The 21,408-nt window shown below is 31.8% G+C and carries 17 protein-coding genes and 1 tRNA gene; 9 read left to right on the top strand and 9 right to left on the bottom strand.

The features are described 5' to 3' along the window. Positions 1-54 precede the first annotated feature (54 nt). Together GM3709_RS08790 and GM3709_RS08785 are read right to left on the bottom strand one after the other, a co-directional pair. Positions 55-615 carry a DUF3172 domain-containing protein gene (locus tag GM3709_RS08790; RefSeq protein WP_066118401.1) on the bottom strand — a complete coding sequence of 187 codons (561 nt, stop codon included), beginning with the start codon at positions 613-615 and terminating at the stop codon, positions 55-57. Positions 616-717: 102 nt separating this feature from the next. Further along, the gene (locus GM3709_RS08785; RefSeq protein WP_066118399.1) at positions 718-1,509 is read right to left on the bottom strand and encodes a DUF6816 family protein; all 792 of its coding nucleotides are present in this window, start codon (positions 1,507-1,509) and stop codon (positions 718-720) included. Positions 1,510-1,667: 158 nt separating this feature from the next. Here GM3709_RS08785 and GM3709_RS08780 point away from each other — a divergent pair, with 158 nt between their 5' ends. Both GM3709_RS08780 and GM3709_RS08775 read left to right on the top strand, forming a co-directional pair. Beyond that, positions 1,668-2,066 (top strand): hypothetical protein, encoded by a 399-nt coding sequence (locus tag GM3709_RS08780; protein WP_066118397.1) that lies wholly within the window; start codon positions 1,668-1,670, stop codon positions 2,064-2,066. 103 nt (positions 2,067-2,169) lie between these two features. After that, on the top strand, positions 2,170-2,679 hold the full coding sequence (locus GM3709_RS08775) for a hypothetical protein (protein ID WP_066118395.1): 510 nt from the start codon (positions 2,170-2,172) through the stop codon (positions 2,677-2,679). A gap of 210 nt (positions 2,680-2,889) precedes the next feature. Here GM3709_RS08775 and GM3709_RS08770 read toward each other — a convergent pair whose 3' ends face one another. Both GM3709_RS08770 and larB read right to left on the bottom strand, forming a co-directional pair. Then, a complete protein-coding gene (locus GM3709_RS08770; protein WP_066118394.1) occupies positions 2,890-3,504 on the bottom strand; it encodes a DedA family protein in 615 nt (204 codons plus the stop codon). 135 nt (positions 3,505-3,639) lie between these two features. Further along, positions 3,640-4,410, bottom strand: a complete 771-nt coding sequence (gene larB, locus GM3709_RS08765; RefSeq protein ID WP_066118392.1) for a nickel pincer cofactor biosynthesis protein LarB — start codon at positions 4,408-4,410, stop codon at positions 3,640-3,642. A 128-nt stretch (positions 4,411-4,538) separates the two neighbouring features. Here larB and GM3709_RS08760 point away from each other — a divergent pair, with 128 nt between their 5' ends. Continuing rightward, positions 4,539-5,744 carry an MFS transporter gene (locus GM3709_RS08760; protein ID WP_066118391.1) on the top strand — a complete coding sequence of 402 codons (1,206 nt, stop codon included), beginning with the start codon at positions 4,539-4,541 and terminating at the stop codon, positions 5,742-5,744. Positions 5,745-5,755: 11 nt separating this feature from the next. Here the strand turns inward: GM3709_RS08760 and GM3709_RS08755 are convergent, their stop codons facing one another. Next, a complete protein-coding gene (locus GM3709_RS08755) occupies positions 5,756-6,331 on the bottom strand; it encodes a Uma2 family endonuclease (RefSeq protein ID WP_066118389.1) in 576 nt (191 codons plus the stop codon). A gap of 104 nt (positions 6,332-6,435) precedes the next feature. On the opposite strand from GM3709_RS08755, the gene GM3709_RS08750 reads away from it, so the two are divergent. Both GM3709_RS08750 and GM3709_RS08745 read left to right on the top strand, forming a co-directional pair. Beyond that, a complete protein-coding gene (locus tag GM3709_RS08750) occupies positions 6,436-8,568 on the top strand; it encodes an HAD family hydrolase (RefSeq protein WP_066118387.1) in 2,133 nt (710 codons plus the stop codon). A 183-nt stretch (positions 8,569-8,751) separates the two neighbouring features. After that, positions 8,752-9,138: a RidA family protein gene (locus GM3709_RS08745; RefSeq protein WP_066118385.1), complete on the top strand. Its 387-nt coding sequence runs from the start codon at positions 8,752-8,754 to the stop codon at positions 9,136-9,138. 332 nt (positions 9,139-9,470) lie between these two features. Here the strand turns inward: GM3709_RS08745 and GM3709_RS08740 are convergent. Continuing rightward, a tRNA-Asp gene (locus tag GM3709_RS08740) sits at positions 9,471-9,544 on the bottom strand. A gap of 732 nt (positions 9,545-10,276) precedes the next feature. Between GM3709_RS08740 and GM3709_RS08735 the strand changes: the two genes are divergently transcribed. Continuing rightward, on the top strand, positions 10,277-12,685 hold the full coding sequence (locus GM3709_RS08735; RefSeq protein WP_066118383.1) for a phosphoketolase: 2,409 nt from the start codon (positions 10,277-10,279) through the stop codon (positions 12,683-12,685). Positions 12,686-12,816: 131 nt separating this feature from the next. Here GM3709_RS08735 and argC read toward each other — a convergent pair whose 3' ends face one another. Both argC and GM3709_RS08725 read right to left on the bottom strand, forming a co-directional pair. Next, positions 12,817-13,875 (bottom strand): N-acetyl-gamma-glutamyl-phosphate reductase, encoded by a 1,059-nt coding sequence (gene argC, locus GM3709_RS08730; RefSeq protein WP_066118381.1) that lies wholly within the window; start codon positions 13,873-13,875, stop codon positions 12,817-12,819. Positions 13,876-13,953: 78 nt separating this feature from the next. Further along, the gene (locus tag GM3709_RS08725; protein ID WP_066118379.1) at positions 13,954-14,568 is read right to left on the bottom strand and encodes a LysE family translocator; all 615 of its coding nucleotides are present in this window, start codon (positions 14,566-14,568) and stop codon (positions 13,954-13,956) included. A 526-nt stretch (positions 14,569-15,094) separates the two neighbouring features. On the opposite strand from GM3709_RS08725, the gene GM3709_RS08720 reads away from it, so the two are divergent. The 3 genes from GM3709_RS08720 (at position 15,095) to ccsB (ending at position 20,524) form a co-directional block, all read left to right on the top strand. Next, positions 15,095-18,799, top strand: a complete 3,705-nt coding sequence (locus GM3709_RS08720) for an EAL domain-containing protein (protein ID WP_066118377.1) — start codon at positions 15,095-15,097, stop codon at positions 18,797-18,799. Positions 18,800-19,116: 317 nt separating this feature from the next. Then, on the top strand, positions 19,117-19,404 hold the full coding sequence (locus GM3709_RS08715; RefSeq protein ID WP_066118375.1) for a hypothetical protein: 288 nt from the start codon (positions 19,117-19,119) through the stop codon (positions 19,402-19,404). 127 nt (positions 19,405-19,531) lie between these two features. Continuing rightward, on the top strand, positions 19,532-20,524 hold the full coding sequence (gene ccsB, locus GM3709_RS08710; RefSeq protein WP_066118373.1) for a c-type cytochrome biogenesis protein CcsB: 993 nt from the start codon (positions 19,532-19,534) through the stop codon (positions 20,522-20,524). A gap of 97 nt (positions 20,525-20,621) precedes the next feature. Here the strand turns inward: ccsB and GM3709_RS08705 are convergent, their stop codons facing one another. After that, positions 20,622-21,293 (bottom strand): hypothetical protein, encoded by a 672-nt coding sequence (locus GM3709_RS08705; protein ID WP_066118371.1) that lies wholly within the window; start codon positions 21,291-21,293, stop codon positions 20,622-20,624. Positions 21,294-21,408 lie beyond the last annotated feature (115 nt).

Raw genomic sequence — 21,408 nt, 5'->3', positions numbered from 1 at the left:
TAAAATATTAGAGTTAGGAATCAAAAAATTATTAGATCTCATCATCCTTATATTTTAAAACTGCTCTGTCTTTTTCGGATCAACGGTACCCGGACGATTGAAAAATAAGTTTCCTGCCGCATCATTTTGGTAAATACATTCTATTTTAGGAGAACTTTCTAAAGTACCTGTAAAACCAAAAGTGTTCATTCGATTTTTACATTGTTTTACTTGTTCATCGGTGATTAATTTTTGTTGTTCGAGAATTGACCAGTTATTCTTTCTTAATACACATCCGGGTTTCATATTCGGTTGAGTTACATAAACATTAAAAGGGTTAAGGGTAATAAATACTCTTAAATCCGACACGATCGCACTTGCTCCAAATTGTACACAAATTTCAGGATTGGGCGCACTTCGATCGATAACTTCTCTTGATGCTACATTAGGAGTACTAATAGTTTGTCCTGAACTTAAAGCAATACCAACACCGATACCTAAAATAAAAATACCTGCACAAATAGCGGCTAAAGTGTAATTAATACCTTCCATAAATGAAGGAGATTTACCTCCTTTACGAGGTTGAGAATAGTCATCATAAGGGTAGGGATTTTTCGATCGAGGTTGGCGCTTCATTCCTTTTATCGGGTTATTTAATTGTTTCTATTATTTAGTAATAATAACTTATATCGCAATTTGATGACTTTAAGGAAATACAAGTAATCTTAATTTTTAGGTCTAATTTAGATTTTTCTTGTACAAATCAAGGGTATAATAATAAAGGGCAACTGGTCGCTCGAAAGCTAAAAAATAATCAGGATCTTGAGGAGATAAATAAATAGCAGTAACTTGTTTTCCCTCGATATAATTTTGATTAATCAAATGATATTTTGTGGTAGTTTCTACTAAGTTTAAATAAACGCTATCTGGTCTCCGAAAAAATTGTCTAGTCACTTCGCTAGTAATGAAATCTCCTGATAAAGTTGTCTCTTGTTGTCGTCCTATTACAGTTGATATTAACTCATTTTCTGTTCTAAATTTAGTTTTTTGTTCTGTGGAATTAGATTGATTTATTATTACTTCTTTTACATTCTCTTTTCCTAAATAGGCTTGAGCGATCGATAATCCATTAAAAGCTCGATCGGCAATTATTCTCTTATTTTTACTAATAATAGTAGGAACAAAATTATTGTTTTTAAAAGTTAACGTACTAGGTATAAATTTGACTTGAAAATTAATATCTTTGTTAATATATTCTCTGTTACTATCAAAACCGGGAGTTTGAAATTCAGGAGATAAGGGGGCAATTTGTTCTTTTAAAGTGCTAGTAACATCCCATACTCCTTCAAACCATGAAGGAAAAATTAATTCTTTTGTGGGATTTGGTAAAGAAATTTTATGTTCCCAATGGGGATATTGTGTTATTCTTTCTCTTAATGTCTCACCACTAACCTGAGAGATATTTAACAAAAGACTACCAAATGTTATTAAAATAAAAATAAAATATTTTTTAATTAAACTGTAGTTCATAAAAATAAAAAACAAAAATGTTTATGATATAGCAATCAATTAAGAATTTTAACTGTTTTTAAAATTAATTTTTAATCAATAATTTTTTGATTAATTTATTCAACTGATAAAAGAAAAATTATCCTATTAAACTAAAGACATTTATTAAATATTTTTATATGGTATTAACACTAGATAACTTAATTTTAATGGCTGAAGATCAGCTAACTGAGTATAGCACAGATGCTCTAAAAATTGAAAAATTACGACGTAAAATTGGTATTGCTTTAACATTTAAGGAACAACAAAAATTAAAACAAGAATTAATCGCACAAATGCCTCAGGGATTTTGGGCAAAAAAACTCGAAAAAGAGCGTCAAACTTTTGCTTTACCTTTTTGGGGAATTGCAGGATTGGGCTTATTATTGGGGATTTCTTCTCAACAATATTTAGATTTTTTAGCTCCTGCGATCGCTCTTCCTATTGCCATTAAAATTCAACAAATAGGCTGGAAACTTCAAGCTCAAACTTTACTATTAAAAACCTTTGAAGACATTGAAAGGAAGATCGCAAATTGATACTGCATTTTTAATCAAAGAAATGTTACAAAAGTTATCAGTATTATTAAGATATTTAAACTATAATTGTCAATAAATCTTAATAATAATCAAATAATAGATAATGAATAATCTCAGAAAATTTTTGGTAGGTGCGGGAATTGTTTCAGTGGGTGCAATTGGCACAAAAATGGCGGTAGATTATTTTCAAAATCGTCAAGAAGAACAAGTTAGGGATGAAAGTTTAGGAGATGCACAACCTGAATCAGCAGAAGAAGTGGCTTATGCGATCGTAGAATCAAACTCCGTACAAGATTTTTTAGACAAAAGTTTTGGAAATACCGGACGTTATGTGCCAAATCGCCCAGCCAAAATTTTTGATTACCAAGGTAAGCAATACATGGTAATTTGGGCAAAAGATAATCAATTAAATAAAAACCAAATGTTAGCCTTTCTTTACACCGAAAAAGGACGAGATTTAATAGCTAGTGTGGGTTATACCTCCGAAAAAACTGATTATAATTTACATGAATTAAGTACGACTCCCTTCGCCATTAAAATAAATGGACAAAAATTAACATCAGGTAAAGCAGAAACTGATGGTACTGAGAATGTAGATTTTGTATTAGCTTAGTGAAAAATATATAGCAATCCTATTTGAATCGTAGTAAATTAATTTTCAAGACTTCCCCACCAGCACCCTTAATCCCGCAATTCTGAGGGGTTGAGAGGTGAAAAAAACTGTTTTTGCGTAAGTCCTATGCTTAATTTTTATTCCCGAATTTTATCATCAGAAAAATACTACAAAAGATTTAGGATTACTATGTCCATTATTCACTGTTTTTTAACTAGGGTTTTTTTGATAGGATTTGACTAAAACAGGGATAGCAATCCAGCCAACAACGATTAATAAGGCAACAAAACCAAATTGAGCAATAATACTAATAAGTTGGTCTAAAGGGATAATTTTACCGACAAAATAAGATAATGTGACGATAATACATCCCCATACTGTTGCCCCCATAAAGTTATATAGTAAAAATTTAAGATAAGGCATTTCTACAATACCGGCGATCGGGCCTGCAAAAATTCGTAATAATGTAATAAATCGGCCAAAAAACACTGCTTTTGCGGCATTTTCTGCAAATTTAGTTTTTGCTTTTAAGACTTCATCATCCGGAAGACGAAAGAAACGGGATAGTTTTAGTAAAAATTGCCAACCTCCAATTCTTCCTAACCAATAACCACAATTATCTCCCGTCACCGCACCCGCAATAGCTGTAATTAAAACTAACCAATAGTTTAATTCACCACTACCGGCTAAAAATCCCCCCACAATAGTAATGGTTTCTCCCGGAATTGGTATTCCTGTATTTTCGATCGCAATACCAGCAAATACTGCCCAGTAACCATAATGACGAGCTAATTCTTGAATTTGTTCTAATGAAAAAAACTCCATGAAACAGATATTTCCTGATTTATTACCACAATAATTGTTAATGATGATGAGAAAATTATAACGTTTACCGTTCAGCTATCTGTCGTCAGCTAAATATTTATTTATCGAGAAGATTTTTTCAATCTCATTTAATCGTTATGATTGAGAGAATTTATTGGCTAAACGCAAAATTTGCCCTGCCAACATAGCCGCACCAAAACCATTGTCGATATTTACGACACCAATGCCTGTGGCACAAGAATTGAGCATAGTTAATAAAGCAGATAAACCGCCAAAACTTGCACCATAACCAATACTCGTAGGCACAGCAATGACGGGGCAACTGGCTAAACCAGCCACGACACTGGGTAATGCACCTTCCATTCCTGCCACGACAATTAATACATCCGCTTCGGCGATTATATGACGATGACTCAGAAGACGATGTATTCCGGCGACTCCCACATCCCACAATCTTTCTACCTGAAAACCGCATAGTTCAGCAGTTATAGCCGATTCTTCCGCTACAGGTAAGTCAGCCGTACCTGCCGTAACGATCAAGATTTTACCCTGATATTTAACAGAATTTTGCCCAATAGCGGCTATTTTTGCCATAGGATAGTATCTTAAATCATGAACTTGAGTTTGTAGTATTTTAGCTATTTTTGGTTCTAATCGGGTAGCCATGACAATGGGAGATTTTTCTCGCATTACTTGCATAATTGAAATAATTTGTTCGGTAGTTTTACCTTCACTCCAAATTACTTCAGGAAATCCCGTGCGTAGTTGTCGATGATGATCTATCTTAGCAAAATCTCCGATCGGCTCAAAGCTAAAATATTTTAATTTTTCTACCCCTTCTTTTGAAGATATTTTTCCTTGTTCTATTTCCGATAATATTTTTTCTAAATAATTATGATCGTCCATTTTTATAATTATCAATAATAAAACCGATACCTAAAACTTTGTTATAATCGCAATCCATATAACTTTTTGTTTAGATTCAATCTCAATCCTACCACCTAAACTATTTACTATCTCACCAATCCAATATAATGAATAATCTCAATTCTCAAGTTTGGATATTAGCAGGAGGCAGGTTATTATTACAATTCGGTACAGGATTTACTTTATTTTACGCCCCAATTTTCTTTGTTAATCAGTTAGGTTTTTCTCCCACAATGGTGGGTGTTGCCTTAGGTAGTGCGTCCATCTCTGGAATTTTAGGACGTTTTTTAGGCGGAAGTTGGAGCGACTCTCCTTCATGGGGTAGAAAAAAAATTCTCTTATTGTCGGCGGTAATCTCTGCTATGGCAGATATATTTTTAGCTACGGCAGATACTTATGGTTTTTTGCTATTAGGTAACTTGTTAATGGGCTTAGGTATTGGATTTTATTGGCCTCCTGCTGAGGCATTAGTTGCAGATTTAACTATTCCTACTCAAAGAAATTCGGCTTTTGCTATCAGTCGTTTAGCCGATAATTTAGGCTTGGGATTAGGTATTATTATCGGTGGTTGGATTATTGCCGCAACAAATAATTATCGTCTTTTATTTGTCATCGATGGTTTTTCTTTTGTCGTATTTTATGGAGTGATTTATTTCACAATTCAAGAGACTTTTCAAAGTCAGAGAGAATCTCAAAATCAGTGGTATGGTTGGGGAAAAGCCTTACAAGATAAAAGTTTATGGATTTTTTGCATAGTTAACGTTATGTTTACTACCTATATCTCTCAAATTCAAACTACTTTACCCCTTTATCTGACTAATTTTACGGTTAATAATCAATTCTCGATCGCCAACATTAGCAGTTTATTTAGTTTACATATCATTTTTGCTGGATTGTTTCAATTACCGATGCTAAAGATTCTTAATCGAATGACTCGCATTCAAGGATTAACTCTTTCACTAGCAATATGGGGAATAAGTTTTGCCTTGATTTGGTGGACAGGTAATGTGACTCAATATGCTTTTTATTGGGCTATTTTAGGAATTTTAATGGCTTCCATCGCTCTTATCACTTATAATCCTCTTGCTTCTGGCTTAATAGTCGATTTAGCACCAGTTTCCTTACGAGGAACTTATTTTGCTATTAATTCTCAATGTTGGGCAATTGGCTATTTAATAGGCCCTCCTTTGGGGGGATGGGTACTAGATCAAGGTATAATTTATGCTCATAATTTTTGGTTAATTTTAGCTTTAACAGTAATTTTAGGTATGGCAATTTTACAATACTTAAAAATGAATATTGTTCAAAAATAAGTGATAAATAATTACCAAATAGTCTCTAATTTAAGTACAAAATTAGGTAAGATATTTTCTCCTGATAAAGTAAGAGGATGATCTAATATTTCTCTGGTGTTATCTTCTCGATAAATCTCTACTTTTTTATCTTGAGGATTGATTAACCACCCTAATTTAGAACCGTTATCAATATATTCTTTCATCTTGTCTTGTAAGAGTTTTAAATCATCATTTTTCGATCGTAACTCAATGATAAAATCAGGACATAAGGGAATAAATCTCTCTCTTTCTTCTAAAGTTAAATTATGCCATTTTTCTAAGGTTAACCAACTAGCATCAGGCGATCGAATCGCCCCATTTGGTAGTTTAAAACCTCCTGAAGAATCAAAAGCAATTCCCTTGCCATTTTTATCCGTCCAATTAGCTAATTGTTGAATAATTTTAAGATTTTTATTGCTAGTTAATCCTCCAGTGGGTGGCATAATTACAATATCTCCATAGGCATTTTTTTCAAAGCGTAAATCAAGGTTATCTTGACACAATTGATAAAACTGATTATCGGTTAATTTAAAAGAATCAAAATGAATTGTTAAAGGGGAGGACATTTTATTTCACCTTTTTTGATACTCGATGGTTCCATTCTAAATAATTTATGAAATTTCAACATCTTAGGTTATAATATACAAAAGTACGCCGTATCACTAAGATAATGAAAAATTCACAAAAATATATCTTACTCATTAGTATTCACGGTCTAATTAGAGTAAAAGATTTAGAATTAGGGAAGGATGCAGATACTGGTGGTCAAACAAAGTATGTTTTAGAGTTAGCAGAAGCATTGGCTTCTCGTGAGGAGATTGGGAAAGTTGATTTAATGACAAAACTGTTAATCGATTCTCAAGTTAGCAGTGATTATAGTCAAACTGTTGAACCTATTAAGGAAAAAGCTCAGATTATCCGTATTAGTGCAGGAAATGATGATTACATCCCCAAAGAAGAATTATGGGATTATTTAGATAATTTTGCGGATAATGCGATCGAGTATTTAAAAAGTCAAGAAAGATTACCTGATGTTATTCATACCCATTATGCCGATGCTGGTTATGTAGGGGTAAGGTTATCCCATCAATTAGGAATACCTTTGATACATACAGGACACTCTTTAGGACGCAGTAAGCGCAAAAGGCTTTTGGCTAGTGGGGTGAAAAAAGATGTTATTGAACAACGCTATAACATGATTCGTCGTATTAATGCAGAAGAAGAAACTCTTAGTTCAGCCCAAAGGGTTATCACTAGCACTTCTCAGGAGATAAATGAGCAGTATGCCCAATATGACTATTATGAACCGCAACAAATGCGCGTCATTCCTCCTGGTACAGATGTAGAAAAATTTTATCCTCCAGAGGGTAATGAATGGGATAGTAATGTTTTTAAGACAATCGATCGATTTTTAACAGATCCTGATAAGCCTATTATATTAGCCCTTTCACGGTTAGATCAAAGAAAAAATATTCAAACTCTCATAGAAGCCTTTGGACAAAATTCCCAATTACAAGAAGAAGCAAATTTAGTTATTTTTGCCGGTACAAGGGATGATGTAAAAGATATGGACAGTGGTTTACAGGAAATTTTTACAGATTTACTATTAACCATCGATCGATATGATTTATATGGTAAGGTAGCCTATCCTAAAACTATCACCTTAGAGGATATTCAGATAATGTATCGTTTAGCCGCACTTTCTGGAGGTGTGTTCGTGAATCCTGCCTTAACGGAACCTTTTGGCTTAACATTGATTGAAGCCGCCGCTAGTGGTTTACCTATTGTAGCGACAAAAGATGGAGGACCGATCGATATAATTAAAAACTGTCAGAATGGTTATTTAATTGATCCTCTTGATCCTCAAGACATCGGTGATAAAATCTTAAAAGTACTGGGAGAACAACAAAAATGGCGAACTTTAGCCCAAACTGGTATCACAAAGGTGAAAGAATATTATACTTGGGCTTCTCATGTCGAAACTTATCTCAAAGTCTTACAACCTATCATTGATAAAAGTGAACCTTTAGTCCGAATGTCTTCCCAACGGAGACCTAGCGTTTATCATAATGGAGCGATCGTGTCTAGTATAGATCAGAATTTACTCGGCGATCGAGAGTCCTTACAAGAATTAATGAATATTATTCAGGAAAAACGCAAAAACATTAGTTTCTGTATCGCTACTGGAAGAAGACTCGATTCTGCATTAAAAGTGTTAAGAGAACAAGATATACCTCAACCTGATGTCTTAATAACTAGCATGGGTACAGAAATTTACTATTCTCAAGATCTTATCAGAGATACAGCTTGGACAAACCATATTAATTACCTTTGGAATCGTCAAGGAATCGTCACTCTGTTATCAGAATTACCCGGATTAACTTTGCAACCAAAAGCACAACAAAGCATATATAAAATTAGCTACTTTTATGATCCTAGCATCGCCCTTAGAATAGAAGATATTAAAAGTATTTTACATCAAAATGAGCAAACAGTGAATGTAATCTTTTCTTTTGGACAATTTTTAGATATTATACCTATTAGAGCATCTAAAGGCTATGCGGTACGATGGTTTTCCACTCAATGGGATATACCTTTAAATCGCATCCTCACGGCTGGTGGTTCAGGAGGAGACGAAGACATGATGTTAGGTAATACTTTGTCCGTAGTTGTGGCTAATCGTCATCAGGAGGAACTTTCTAACCTCAGTGAAGTAGAACCGATATACTTTGCCGATCGACAATTTGCAGCCGGTATTATTGACGGGTTGAATCACTATGACTTTTTTTCCCTCTGTGAATAATTTTGAGAATGTAGAATTTAGCTTGAATCGCTCTAGCAGACTGTTAGCCGTCAAATTTATTTCCCTGTAAGTTATTGAAAATATCTTAAATCTACGATCAAATATCAAATAAAATCATAATTTATAAATAATGTTGGGTTTCATTTTTCAACCCAATCTACAAAACTAATATCTAATAAAAAAATGATCAAAAAAGTTATTTATACTAAAAATGCACCCTCTCCCGTAGGCCCTTATAGTCAGGCGATCGCAGTACAAGGAGAATTAATCTTCATAGCGGGACAAATCCCCTTAAATCCCGAAACAGGAGAAATCGTCGGGCAAGGTGATATTACTGCTCAAACAACCCAAGTAATGAAGAACATTGAAGCAATTTTGACAGAAGCAGGAGTTAATTGGTCAAATGTCGTCAAAACAGGAGTTTTTTTGAAAGATTTGACAGATTTTGTTCCGATGAATGAAGTTTACGGTCAATATTTTACAGAAAATCCTCCAGCCCGAGCCTGTGTTGAAGTCTCTCGTTTACCCAAAGATGTGTTAGTGGAAATCGAATGTATTGCCGTTAAATAGGGATTGGTGAAAAAATGTTTTGATGAGGATAGGAGAGAGGATTTAAAAGAAGAAAAAGGATATAGGAGAAATACGTACAAATAAAAATATTTATTTAGGGAATAGGATCAATTAATAATGTTCAGTTTTTGAATAAAAATTGTCAAAATGGTATATTTTTTTTACTTAAGATCCATACCATAATGAAGACTCAAAGTATCCATAACGAGCAATATTTTAAATTTTTAAGTCAAAAATAAATCATGTAACGCTAATACAAAGACAAATCAAAATTACCTTAATTCCCTTATTTGTCGAAAAAAGAACTAAGGATTTAACAGAAGAATAATGAACGGGACTGACGGGACTCGAACCCGCGACATCTTGCGTGACAGGCAAGCACTCTAACCAGCTGAGCTACAATCCCATTTGAATTAACTCACATTTCCAATGATAACGAAAAAGAAAAAAATTGTCAAGAGAAAAACAAAAAGTACAAAGGAACCTAAACTCAAAAATTTATGCGATACTCTTGAATTACCTTACCTTAGCTAACCCTTGACAAATAATCTTAGATATATATGGATGGGATACTTTAACTTATGGTAATCAATAACTATGATAATTTTAATGTACAAAGAGGCACAACTTCTGACCTAAGAATAAAAGAATTAATAAGAAGGAATGAGTACACATCGATCGTTTAAGTTATCATCAACTTATGGTAAATCAGTCATGTTTGAACCAGTTTATATTTTTATATTAGACCTTCGTGATAGTGCGGGAAAAAAAAATTAGAAAATTAATAAATTTTGACGAAATAAACAAATTAAGTACGATAATTTTATATTGTCTATAGTTGATTGGCTATTCCCTTTAATAACTATAGCAGTTCTAAATATTCTGTTGCTATAAAATAAACTATGATAAAAGTTTTTTCCATTATTGATATACTCAATTAATAATTAATTTAACATAGTTGTTATAAGTTATGTAAACTTTATTCTTCAATATTTTTTGTAATTTATAAATGATATTTATTGTCAAGAACTTCTAAACATAACTTTATTATTTCTTAATTTTAAAATAGAATAAAAACTTGAAAAATTTTAGAGATCGGTGTTAAGCTGAAGGGAATTTTAGAATATTAATACATATTATGATTCATTCTGTACAACAATCCGTAACCACTACTTTAAGCGAAGATGAGCTACAAAAAATACATGGTTATTGGCGTGCTTGTAACTATCTAGCAGTAGGGATGATTTATCTGCAAGACAATCCTTTACTTAAAGAATCTTTAAACCCTAAACACGTTAAAAATCGTCTTCTTGGACATTGGGGATCTAGTCCGGGGTTAAGTTTTGTTTACGTTCATTTGAATCGCCTTATTAACAAATATGATCTTAATATGATCTATTTAGCCGGACCTGGACATGGTGCGCCGGGTATTCTTGGGCCTATTTATTTGGAAGGAACTTACTCAGAAATTTACCCCGATAAAAGTCTTGATGAGGAAGGAATGCGGAAATTTTTTAAACAGTTTTCTTTTCCCGGTCATATTGGTAGTCATGTTACTCCTGAAACTCCCGGTTCTATTCATGAAGGAGGAGAGTTAGGTTACAGTTTATCTCATGGCTACGGGTCTATTTTAGATAATCCAGACTTAATTTCTGTGGTAATGGTGGGAGATGGAGAGTCAGAAACAGGCCCTCTCGCTACTTCTTGGCATTCTAACAAGTTTATTAACCCAATTCGAGATGGTGCAGTTTTACCTATTTTGCATTTAAACGGCTATAAAATTGCAAATCCGACTATTCTTTCTCGTATTTCCCATGAGGAACTAGAAGCACTTTTTGTGGGTTATGGGTATGAGCCTCATTTCGTAGAAGGGGATGATCCCATGGAAATGCACCAGAAAATGGCTTTTACTCTTGAAAAGTGTATTAATAAAATTAAGGCGATTCAAATTGAAGCTCGTAGTAGTGGTACTCCTAAACGTCCTCGTTGGCCGATGATTGTTTTCCGTTCACCGAAAGGTTGGACTGGTCCTAAATATGTCGATGGAAAGAAAATGGAAGGTTTCTGGCGATCGCATCAAGTCCCGATGGGAGAAATGCACAGTAACGCTGATCATCTAAAACTTTTAGAAGAATGGATGAAAAGCTATAAACCTGAAGAATTATTCGATAAACATGGTCGTTTAATGCCTGAATTACAAGAATTAGCACCGAAAGGCGATCGACGCATGAGTGCAAATCCAATTACGAATGGTGGTTTACTTAGAAAAGATCTCAATTTACCTGATTTTCGTGATCCTATCTATGCGGTAGAAATTCCTGCTCCCGGTGCAGTAGAAGTGGAAAACACAAAAATTATGGGAATATTTTTGCGAGATGTCATGAGGAATAATATGCACAGTTTCCGCATTTTTGGCCCTGACGAAACAGCTTCTAATCGTCTCAATCCCGTTTACGAAGTCTCTAAAAAAGTCTGGATGGCAGACTATTTACCCGAAGATGAAGATGGTGGCGAATTATCTCCTGATGGTCGTGTTATGGAAATGTTAAGCGAACACACCTTAGAGGGATGGTTAGAAACTTATCTTTTAACAGGCAGACATGGTTTATTCCATACTTACGAAGCCTTTGCCCATGTGATAGATTCTATGTTCAACCAACACGCAAAATGGCTTGATATTTGCAAAAATCATGTACCTTGGCGTGCGCCCGTTTCTTCTTTAAATATTCTTTTATCTTCTACGGTATGGAGACAGGATCACAACGGTTTTTCCCATCAAGATCCGGGTTTTGTTGATTTGGTAACAAACAAAAGTGCTGATGTTACTCGTGTTTATTTTCCTCCTGATGCAAACTGTTTATTAAGTGTTATTGATCACTGTTTACGCAGTAAGGATTATGTAAACGTCATCGTGGCGGATAAACAAAAACACCTACAATATCTAACTATTGATGAGGCGGTGAAACACTGTACCAAAGGTATCGGTATTTGGGAATGGGCTAGTAATGACGATATGAATGGGATACCTGATGAACCTGATGTTATTATGGCTTCTTGTGGAGATGTTCCCACGAAAGAATCTTTGGCGGCAACTCAAATTTTACGGCTGGAATATCCAGATTTGAAAGTACGTTTTATCAATGTGGTAGATATTTTTAAGTTACAGGAAGATACTGAACACCCTCATGGTTTATCTCGCAGGGATTTTAGCACTTTATTTACTGAAGACAAACCTATTATTTTCAATTTTCATGGTTATCCTTGGTTAATCCACAAATTAGCTTATCGTCATATTAGTCGCGATCGACTTCACGTTAGAGGTTATAAAGAGGAAGGTAATATTAACACTCCCCTCGAATTAGCTATCAAAAATCAGATCGATCGATTTAATCTTGTAATTGATGTGATCGATCGAGTTCCGAAACTTGGTTCTCGTGCCGCATACTTAAAAGAACGTATGAAAAACGAGATTATTGATAATCTAAACTATGCTCATACTCACGGTATTGACAAACCTGAAATGAATAACTGGAAGTGGCAAGGATAGGAGACAGGTAGACAGGAAGATAAGAAGACAGGAATAATGTATTGTTTGTGAATAAACAAGGTCGTATAAGAAATGCACAAATATTCGCAATTTTTCCACTTGTCCACTTGTCTTGTCTTTCTGTGTCTCTCCTATGGATAGAAAGTTAAAGTCGGCAATCCTAAATCTTCAGCCCATCCCATCATTAAGTTTAAGCACTGAACTGCTTGTCCTGCTTGTCCTTTAATTAAGTTATCGATCGCTGACATAACAATTACCCTTCCAGTACGAGTATCTACTTCAATACCAATGTAATTCAAATTAGTGCCACAAGCCCATTTTGTTTGAGGATAAATGCCATTACCCAATACTTTAACAAAGTTAGACGATCGATAAAAAGCACTATAAATAGTAATTAAATCTTCTGTAACTAATCCTGGATCTCTTAAAGTACCATAAACAGTTGCTAAAATTCCTCTAGGCATGGGAATTAAATGGGGTGTAAATTGCACTTTTACTTCACTTCGGGCTAAATCTGAACAAATTTGCTCAATTTCTGGGGTATGTCGATGTTTACCAACTCCGTAAGCACCCAATGAATTATCAGCTTCTGCTAAGAGTAAATTTATTTTTCCTTGTCTGCCACCTCCAGAAGTACCAGATTTTGCATCAATAATAATGGTTTCAGGTAAGACTAAACCTTGTTTTAACAGTGGTGCTAAAGCTAATAAACTAGCCGTGGGGTAACATCCTGGACAACCGATTAAGCTACTGTTTTTTATTTGTTCTCGATATAATTCTGGCAAACCATACACTGCTTGACTTGCCATTTGATGATCTTTTCTTTCTGTTTTGTACCATGCAGTATAAGTATCTAAATCTTTAAAACGATAGTCGGCAGATAAATCTAATACTTTACATCCTTTTTCTATCAATGAAGGTGCTATATCACAAGCTAGTCCGTTTGGTAGTCCTAAGAATACCACATCACAACGAGATGTGATCGTATCTAGCTCAATGGCTTCAATTTTTGTTTTAACTCGGTGTTGTAAATGAGGGTACAAATCTCCATATTCTTTTCCAGCACTACTATCACCGCCAAGATAAACAATATCAACTTGAGGATGTTCCAATAAAATTTTAACTAATTGTACACCACCGTAGCCCGAAGCTCCTACAATACCAACAGATATTTTTTGAGATTCACCCATGATTTTCTTTATAATTTCAACTTTTGCTGAATTTTAGTATGAAATTAGCTTTTTAGATCGATCGACTTGTTACTATATTTAAGTTTTTAATACTAAAAATAAACCAATTCCGATTATTCCTATACCTGCTACCATGTTTATTTTCTTTATAAGATTAGATCTTTTTAATATGTAACTTGTTTTATTTCCAATTAAAGCATAACTTAATTTTGCACTCCCAACTCCTAGGGTAGCAGTCAAGATAATTATAGCTGTATCGATTATTGAGATGGTAGATAAATCAACAAAAGCAGGAAGAAAACTCAAATAGAAAAAGATTGCTTTAAAATCTCCTAAACTAATAAAAAATCCTATTAAAAAACTGGAAAGAAAAGAAGACTTTTTATTTTCTTCAAAATAAATTGTTGTTGGTTTTGACTTCCATAAACTAATTCCTAACCAAATAAGATAACCGCCGCCTAAAAACTTGATCAAAATAAATAAATTACCCATACTTTCCCATAGGAAAGATAAACCATAAATAGCTAATAAAATAAAAATAATGTCCCCAAATACTATTCCAGCAGTGGTAAAAATACCATGAGTAAATCCATAGGTAACGGATCTTAAAGACACAGCTAATACACTTATACTGGGAATAAAAGCGAGAACAACGATCGTTACAAATAGAGTAAAAGTTGTACTAAAAGTCATAACATATAATAATTATTGCAATACAAGTAAAGATTGAGATAAATAATTTTCGAGAGTTGTTATTGATTGCATCAATAAATATTTAATTCTCATTAATTTTGACTTTAATTTACTTTTGAAAGAATTAAATTCTATTAATTAATGTTACTTACTCATTAGATATAATAGTAAAAAGGCACATTTTTCAGTATAAAAAGAATTTCTAAAGATTTTTCCTAAAGATATTGCTTTATATATAACAATTCTTTGTTGACTGTCGGATTTTGAAGGAGGAGAGTAAGGAAATTTACTAACTAATAAATCACAAAATAATATACAACTAAAATGAATCTTTGCTTATTCATAATAATCCCAAAACTTTAAAATATTACTTTTCCTATCAATAATTTTTGATTATTATAGTAACTTTTGCATTAATGAGGTAAAACATTCTCAGTTTTAAGTGTTAACTAAAAAATTAAATATATCGCTCCTAACTCTGAGAAACGCTATATGCTTCTTTAAAACTTTATTTTTTATAATTTCTATGGATCAATTTATTACATGGCTAGTTATTATTACATCAATTATTTTAATTAATTTTTGGTTAATAAAATATATTTATAATTTAAAACAAAAAAACTTAAATTTAACGATCGAAAAAGATGAATATAAATATCATTTATTTAGTTTAAGAGAAAAAGAAAAAGAACTATCTAATCAAAATTTGTATAATTTAGTAATTCTTAAAGCTAAAGATATAATAATAAATACTCTTGATATAGATAATATTTATAATCAAATTATAGAATTAATTAATGATACTTTAAATATTAATTTAAGCTATTTATTAAAATTTGAAAAAAATAAGCAATATTTCGTCATTCAAAGTAGTAAAGGATGGAATTTAGAAAATAAAACTGATTATAAAATAAATCTTTTTGACCATAATTTTATAGAAATTTTTAATACAAAAAAATTATTTATTATTGATGATATTGAAGACTTAAAAAGAAAATTAGAACATATTGATTATGATAATAAAAAAGCAATAAAATCAGCTATTCATTTCAATATTATTGATCCTATTACTAAAGAAAAAATAGCCATATTAGGATTATATATAGAAGAGAATAATAAATTTAATAATCCAGAAATTGAATTTGTCCAAAATATAATTACAGTTATTCAACAAGGAATTAAAAACATATCTCAATCAGATAAATTAACGTTACTTGAAAGAGCGATTAATAATAGTACAAATGGCATTGTTATCAGTGAGGCAAAAGAAGGAAATCCGATCATTTATACCAATTTAGGATTTGAAAAAATAACTGGTTATTCTGGAAGTGAAGCATTTGGCAAAAATTGTAAATTTTTACAGGGAGAAAATACTAATCAAGAAGAGGTAAATAAACTCAGACAAGCTATAATTAGTCAAGATCAAACTAAAGCTATTCTTTGCAATTATCGAAAAAATGGAGAGCAATTTTGGAATGAGGTTTATCTTTCTCCTGTTTATAATCATTATGGAAAAGTAACTCATTTTATTGGGATTCAAAATGATATTACTGAAAAATATAATATTGAACAAAGTCTATTGAAAAAAACCCGAGAATTAGAACTTTTTAATCGGCAATTACATTCTATTAATAATCTTAATAATATTAATTATGATACGATCGATAATCCTCTGAACTATTATTTAGAAAATATAACAAATATTTTGAATATAGATATATCAATTATTTCTGAGTATTTTGGAGAAAAACACAGAATTATTGCTCTATATAATTATTTATCTAATGATAATTTATTCATTCAAGAAAATCATTTAATTAACGTTTTAGCTCATGAAGTATTAATAGATGAAAAAACTATAATTTACGATCGTAATCTGGATACAAACTCTTTATTAAATTTATTAATACCAGAAGAATTAAATATTACTTTATATTTAGGAACACCGATATGGATTGATAATCAATTTTATGGAGTACTTCATCTTTTTAGATTTGATAATAGTAAATCAGAATCTCCAATTCAAGATACCTTAATTGAATCTATTACTCAAGCTATAGAAAGAATTATTTTAAGAGAAGAAACAGAATTAGAAAAACAACAAATTAATATTGCTTTAAAAGAAAGTCAAGAGAGATTAAATGATATACTTTTTTCCTTAGAAGATGTAATCTGGTCAATTCATCCTCAAACTTTACAATTAACATATATCAATCCTGCTGCAGAATTTTTATTTAATTCTCCCCTGTCTAATTTTTTTCAAAAACGTGCTTATTGGCTAGAGTTAGTACATCCAAAACAACAACAAAAAATTAAAGAAATTTACTCTAATTTATTTAATATTTCCCTATTAGGTGATAATCTCGAATCTCATGATATAGAATATAAAATTTTATTGAAAAATGGAGAGGAAAAATATATTAGAGATCGAGCTCATGTGGTTTATGATGATAAGGGAAAAGTGATAAGAATTGATGGTATCATTACTGATATTACCAATAAAACAAAAATTCAAAAAGCTTTAGAAAAAAGTGAAGAAGAATTTAGACTTATCTTTGAACTTGCTCCTATTGGTATGATGATTACTGATTTAGAAGGCAAAATTATTCAAGTTAATCAATCTCTTTCTGAATTGTTACAATATCCTCTTTCCGATATTATTAATCAAAAAGAAAGTCGTATTTGCCACCCAGATGATCGAGAAAAATGCTCATTATTTAAACAAAAAATAATTACAGAATATTTAGATCAAGATACTCAAGAAAGAAGATTTTTAGCTCATAATAGTTCAGTTGTTCATACTATTGTTAATGCTAGCGCTTTAAGAAATAATCGAGGAGAAATCATCCAATTTATTCAACAAATCATCGATATTTCTGAGCTAAAAATTATGGAGGAACAAATATTTTATGATGCTTTTCATGATAAATTAACAGGATTACCTAATCGTTTTTTATTGATGGATCGATTAAAACAGTTTTTAAATAGAAATAATAAAAACTATAATAGTGTTTGTGCTATTTTGTTAATTGATGTTGACAATTTTAAGAAAATTAATGATAGTTTAGGGCATAAAATAGGTGATGAATTATTAGTTTTAATTACAGATAAAATAGCTGATTGTGTTAGAGAAAATGATACCGTCGCTCGTATTAGTGGTGATGAATTTGTGGTGTTTTTACCTGATATAAATTCTGAAAAAGATAGTTATGAAATCGCTGGAAAAATTTTAACGGCTTGTAAATTTAATATAGCACTTCATGGAAATACAGTTTTTTCTTCGGTAAGTATAGGTATTACATTAAGTTCTTTTGGTTATAAAAAATCAGAGGAAATGATTAGAGATGCAGATTTAGCTATGTATCAAGCCAAAGAAAGTGGACGCAATTGTTATCGAATATTTAATCCAACAATGCACACAGATTTAGTGAAAAGATTAAGTTTAGAATCTGCGTTAAGAAAAGCCTTAGATAAAGAAGAATTAGAACTTTTTTATCAACCAATTATAAACCTAAAAACAGGAATTATTGCGGGATTTGAAGCCTTAATTCGTTGGAATAGTGCCACTCATGGATTAATTTCCCCTGTAGAATTTATTCCCATAGCAGAAGAAACAGGATTAATTATTTCTCTGGGAAATTGGATTTTAGACACGGCTGCTAAAGAAATCAAAAAATGGGAAAATAAATATCCAGAATTAAAATTATTCACTGCTGTTAACGTCTCTAGTAAACAATTACTTAATCCTAATTTTTTAATAGAATTAGATGAGATTTTAGCCACAACTAAAGTTAATCCTTACCTTTTAAAAATTGAAATTACAGAAACAATTTTAATGAATAATTATGATCATGCTAAAGATATTCTTACTAAAATTCAAGAACGTAATTTAAAGATTTCTTTAGATGATTTTGGCACAGGATATTCTTCTCTCAGCTATCTTCACCGTTTACCTTTTAATACTTTAAAAATCGATCGAGCTTTTATTCAACCTTTAATTCATCCTCAGCAAAAAAATCCCATCGTAGAAGCAATTGTTACCTTAGCACATAATTTATCTTTAGACGTAGTTGCGGAAGGAATTGAAACAAAAATTCAAGAACAAATATTGCGAAAAATTAACTGTAATTATGGACAAGGATATTTATATTCAAAACCTATTAATGCCCGAAATGCAGGAGAATTTATTGATCAAGAATTAGAAAAACTAAAAAGAATAATTAACTCCTAAATTGCTAATATTACAACTATTATTCTCAATATTTACAAACTCATCCCCCACTTTCTGTGAGCTTAATTCCTTTTATTAAGTATAAGTACTTAACTTTATCTAAACTTCATAATTTCTCAGTTGTTTTGTTTGAAAATTATTAATTTAGTATAAGTACTGATAACTTTTAAAATAATTTTTTGCTTTCATCGTTAAAATTGATGAATATAGAGAAGATTTATAGATAAAATAGTTATTTATTTAGTAAAATCTATTATTATAAGTACTAAAATAAACAAAAAAAAGTAAATTGTAACGAATATTACTAATTAAAAATTATGAATGAATCTTACATTAATGTTGTTGAAGAACAATCTTTGAATCGTGATGAAAGGGTAAAACAATTGAAAAATACGATCGACACCTTACAGATTGCCGAAGAAATTTCTCGAAACGGTTACTTGATCACTAGTTCAGAATTAGCTGATTTAATGGATATAAACGCCAGTGCTGTCACCAGTAGGGGTGAAGAATGGTCATGGCGTAACTGGATTGTATCTAGGGTAAGACGAGAAGGAAATCAAATTCTTTGGCAATTGGAAAAAATTGAGAAGGTTGGCGAATAAAGAAAATAAAGAAACAAAGATAGAAAGAAAGAAAAGTTTTGCTTTCAACCACAAAGTCTTTTTGTCTTAATTAATTGTATATTTGATGAAGATAAGCAATTATCAATTACTCATTATTAAAAACCCTATGGATTTAATTAATTTACAAAATACTTTAGATAATATTTCTTTTGCGGTACTCTTTGTTACCATGCTATGTTATTGGGTGGGTACAGCTTTCCCTAATTTTACTCTCTTACCAAAACTTGGTACGATGGGAATGATTATCAGTAATTTAGCGATCGCAACTTTATTAATTGCTCGTTGGATTGAAGGGGGATATTTTCCTCTCAGTAATCTTTATGAATCTTTATTTTTCTTGACTTGGGGTATCACTGCAGTACATTTAATCGCTGAAAATATGAGTAGTAGTCGCTTAGTAGGAGTCGTTACGGCCCCCGTAGCGATGGGCATTACAGCCTTTGCCGCCCTTTCTTTACCTTCGGAAATGCAACATAGCGAACCTCTTGTTCCTGCGTTAAAATCTAATTGGTTAATGATGCACGTTAGCGTGATGATGTTTAGTTATTCAGCTTTGATGGTAGGATCTTTAATTGCGATCGCATTTTTAATCCTTACTCAAGGCAAGGAAATTCAATTAAGAGGTAGTTCTGTTGGTACAGGAGCTTACCGCAATGTTAAAAAGTTAAATCTCAACTATAATAGTGAATCTGTCAATTTAGATATTGATAATTTATCGGGCAACACCGCCGTTTTAACTCAACCCTCCACAGAAGTTATTTCTCTTTCTCCCGAAAGATTGAGTTTAATCGATACCCTCGATAATATTAGTTATCGTATCATCGGCTTAGGTTTCCCTTTACTTACGATCGGTATTATATCTGGTGCTGTATGGGCAAATGAAGCATGGGGGTCTTATTGGAGTTGGGATCCTAAAGAAACATGGGCATTAATTACATGGTTAGTATTTGCGGCTTATTTACACGCGCGTATAACCAAAGGTTGGCAAGGAAGAAAACCAGCGATTTTGGCCGCTAGTGGCTTTGTGGTGGTGTGGGTTTGTTATTTAGGAGTCAATCTTTTAGGTAAAGGTTTACATTCTTACGGGTGGTTTTTTTAATGTAACAACCTTAAATTATTCTTCCTAAATAATAGTATTTAAAAGTGTTAGGTTTTAGAGGTTAGGAATTAAAATTTACTATAGCAAATTCCCTGATTTATACAGTATAATTCAACCCCTCTAAATCCTTGTTATGATCACTTAATAAAGGACGAAAACAAATATATAATAAAGTGCCAATTAAAGGAGTCAAAATGATTGAGGTAAATACTTTTTGATTGTCGATATTTCTTTTTTGTAAATCATCACCAATCACAGCAGAAAATAATAGACATAAGAATAAAAAATCTAAGGTCATAATGTGAATAAATTTGCTATTTTTCCATTGGAAAATAAAGTCATTCCAATCTCCTTTGGTAATAGCGATAACAATTAAAATTAAACAAATTAGGGTAAGTAATACTGCAAAAATTCGAGAATCTAGGATTTTAATTAATAAATTTTTTTCCCCTCTAAATTCATGATTCGATCGACGAAAAGCGAAGTAAGGTAATAAAGCAAATGCACCTAAAAAGAAACTACCAATGACAAAAGGAAAGGCTTTAATTTTTTGATTTCTGCCATCAATAATTAACAAAGAAGCATAGATAAAAGGTAAAATTCCCATAATGTTAAATAGGCAAATAATAATAGGATTAATGCCTTCCCATTTACCCGTAGAAAGATTAATTATTAAGTCTAAGGTTTCAGGATTATCCGGTGGTGCGAAAAAGATTGCATAGAAAATAAATCCTAACCAAAGAGATAAAAATAGGATTGTTTTAATCATGTTATTGATGACTTATAAAAAAAGTGGATTGTCGATATAAATATATTAAATTTAGATTAGATCTTGCATATCTATCATAAATTTTCGATGATAGGAGGGAAAAAGAAAAAATGAC

Origin of the sequence: Geminocystis sp. NIES-3709, assembly GCF_001548115.1 — a bacterium.
Taxonomy (GTDB): domain Bacteria; phylum Cyanobacteriota; class Cyanobacteriia; order Cyanobacteriales; family Cyanobacteriaceae; genus Geminocystis.
Note: the sequence above shows the minus strand (reverse complement) of the source record. Positions and strands in the feature narration are given on the sequence as shown.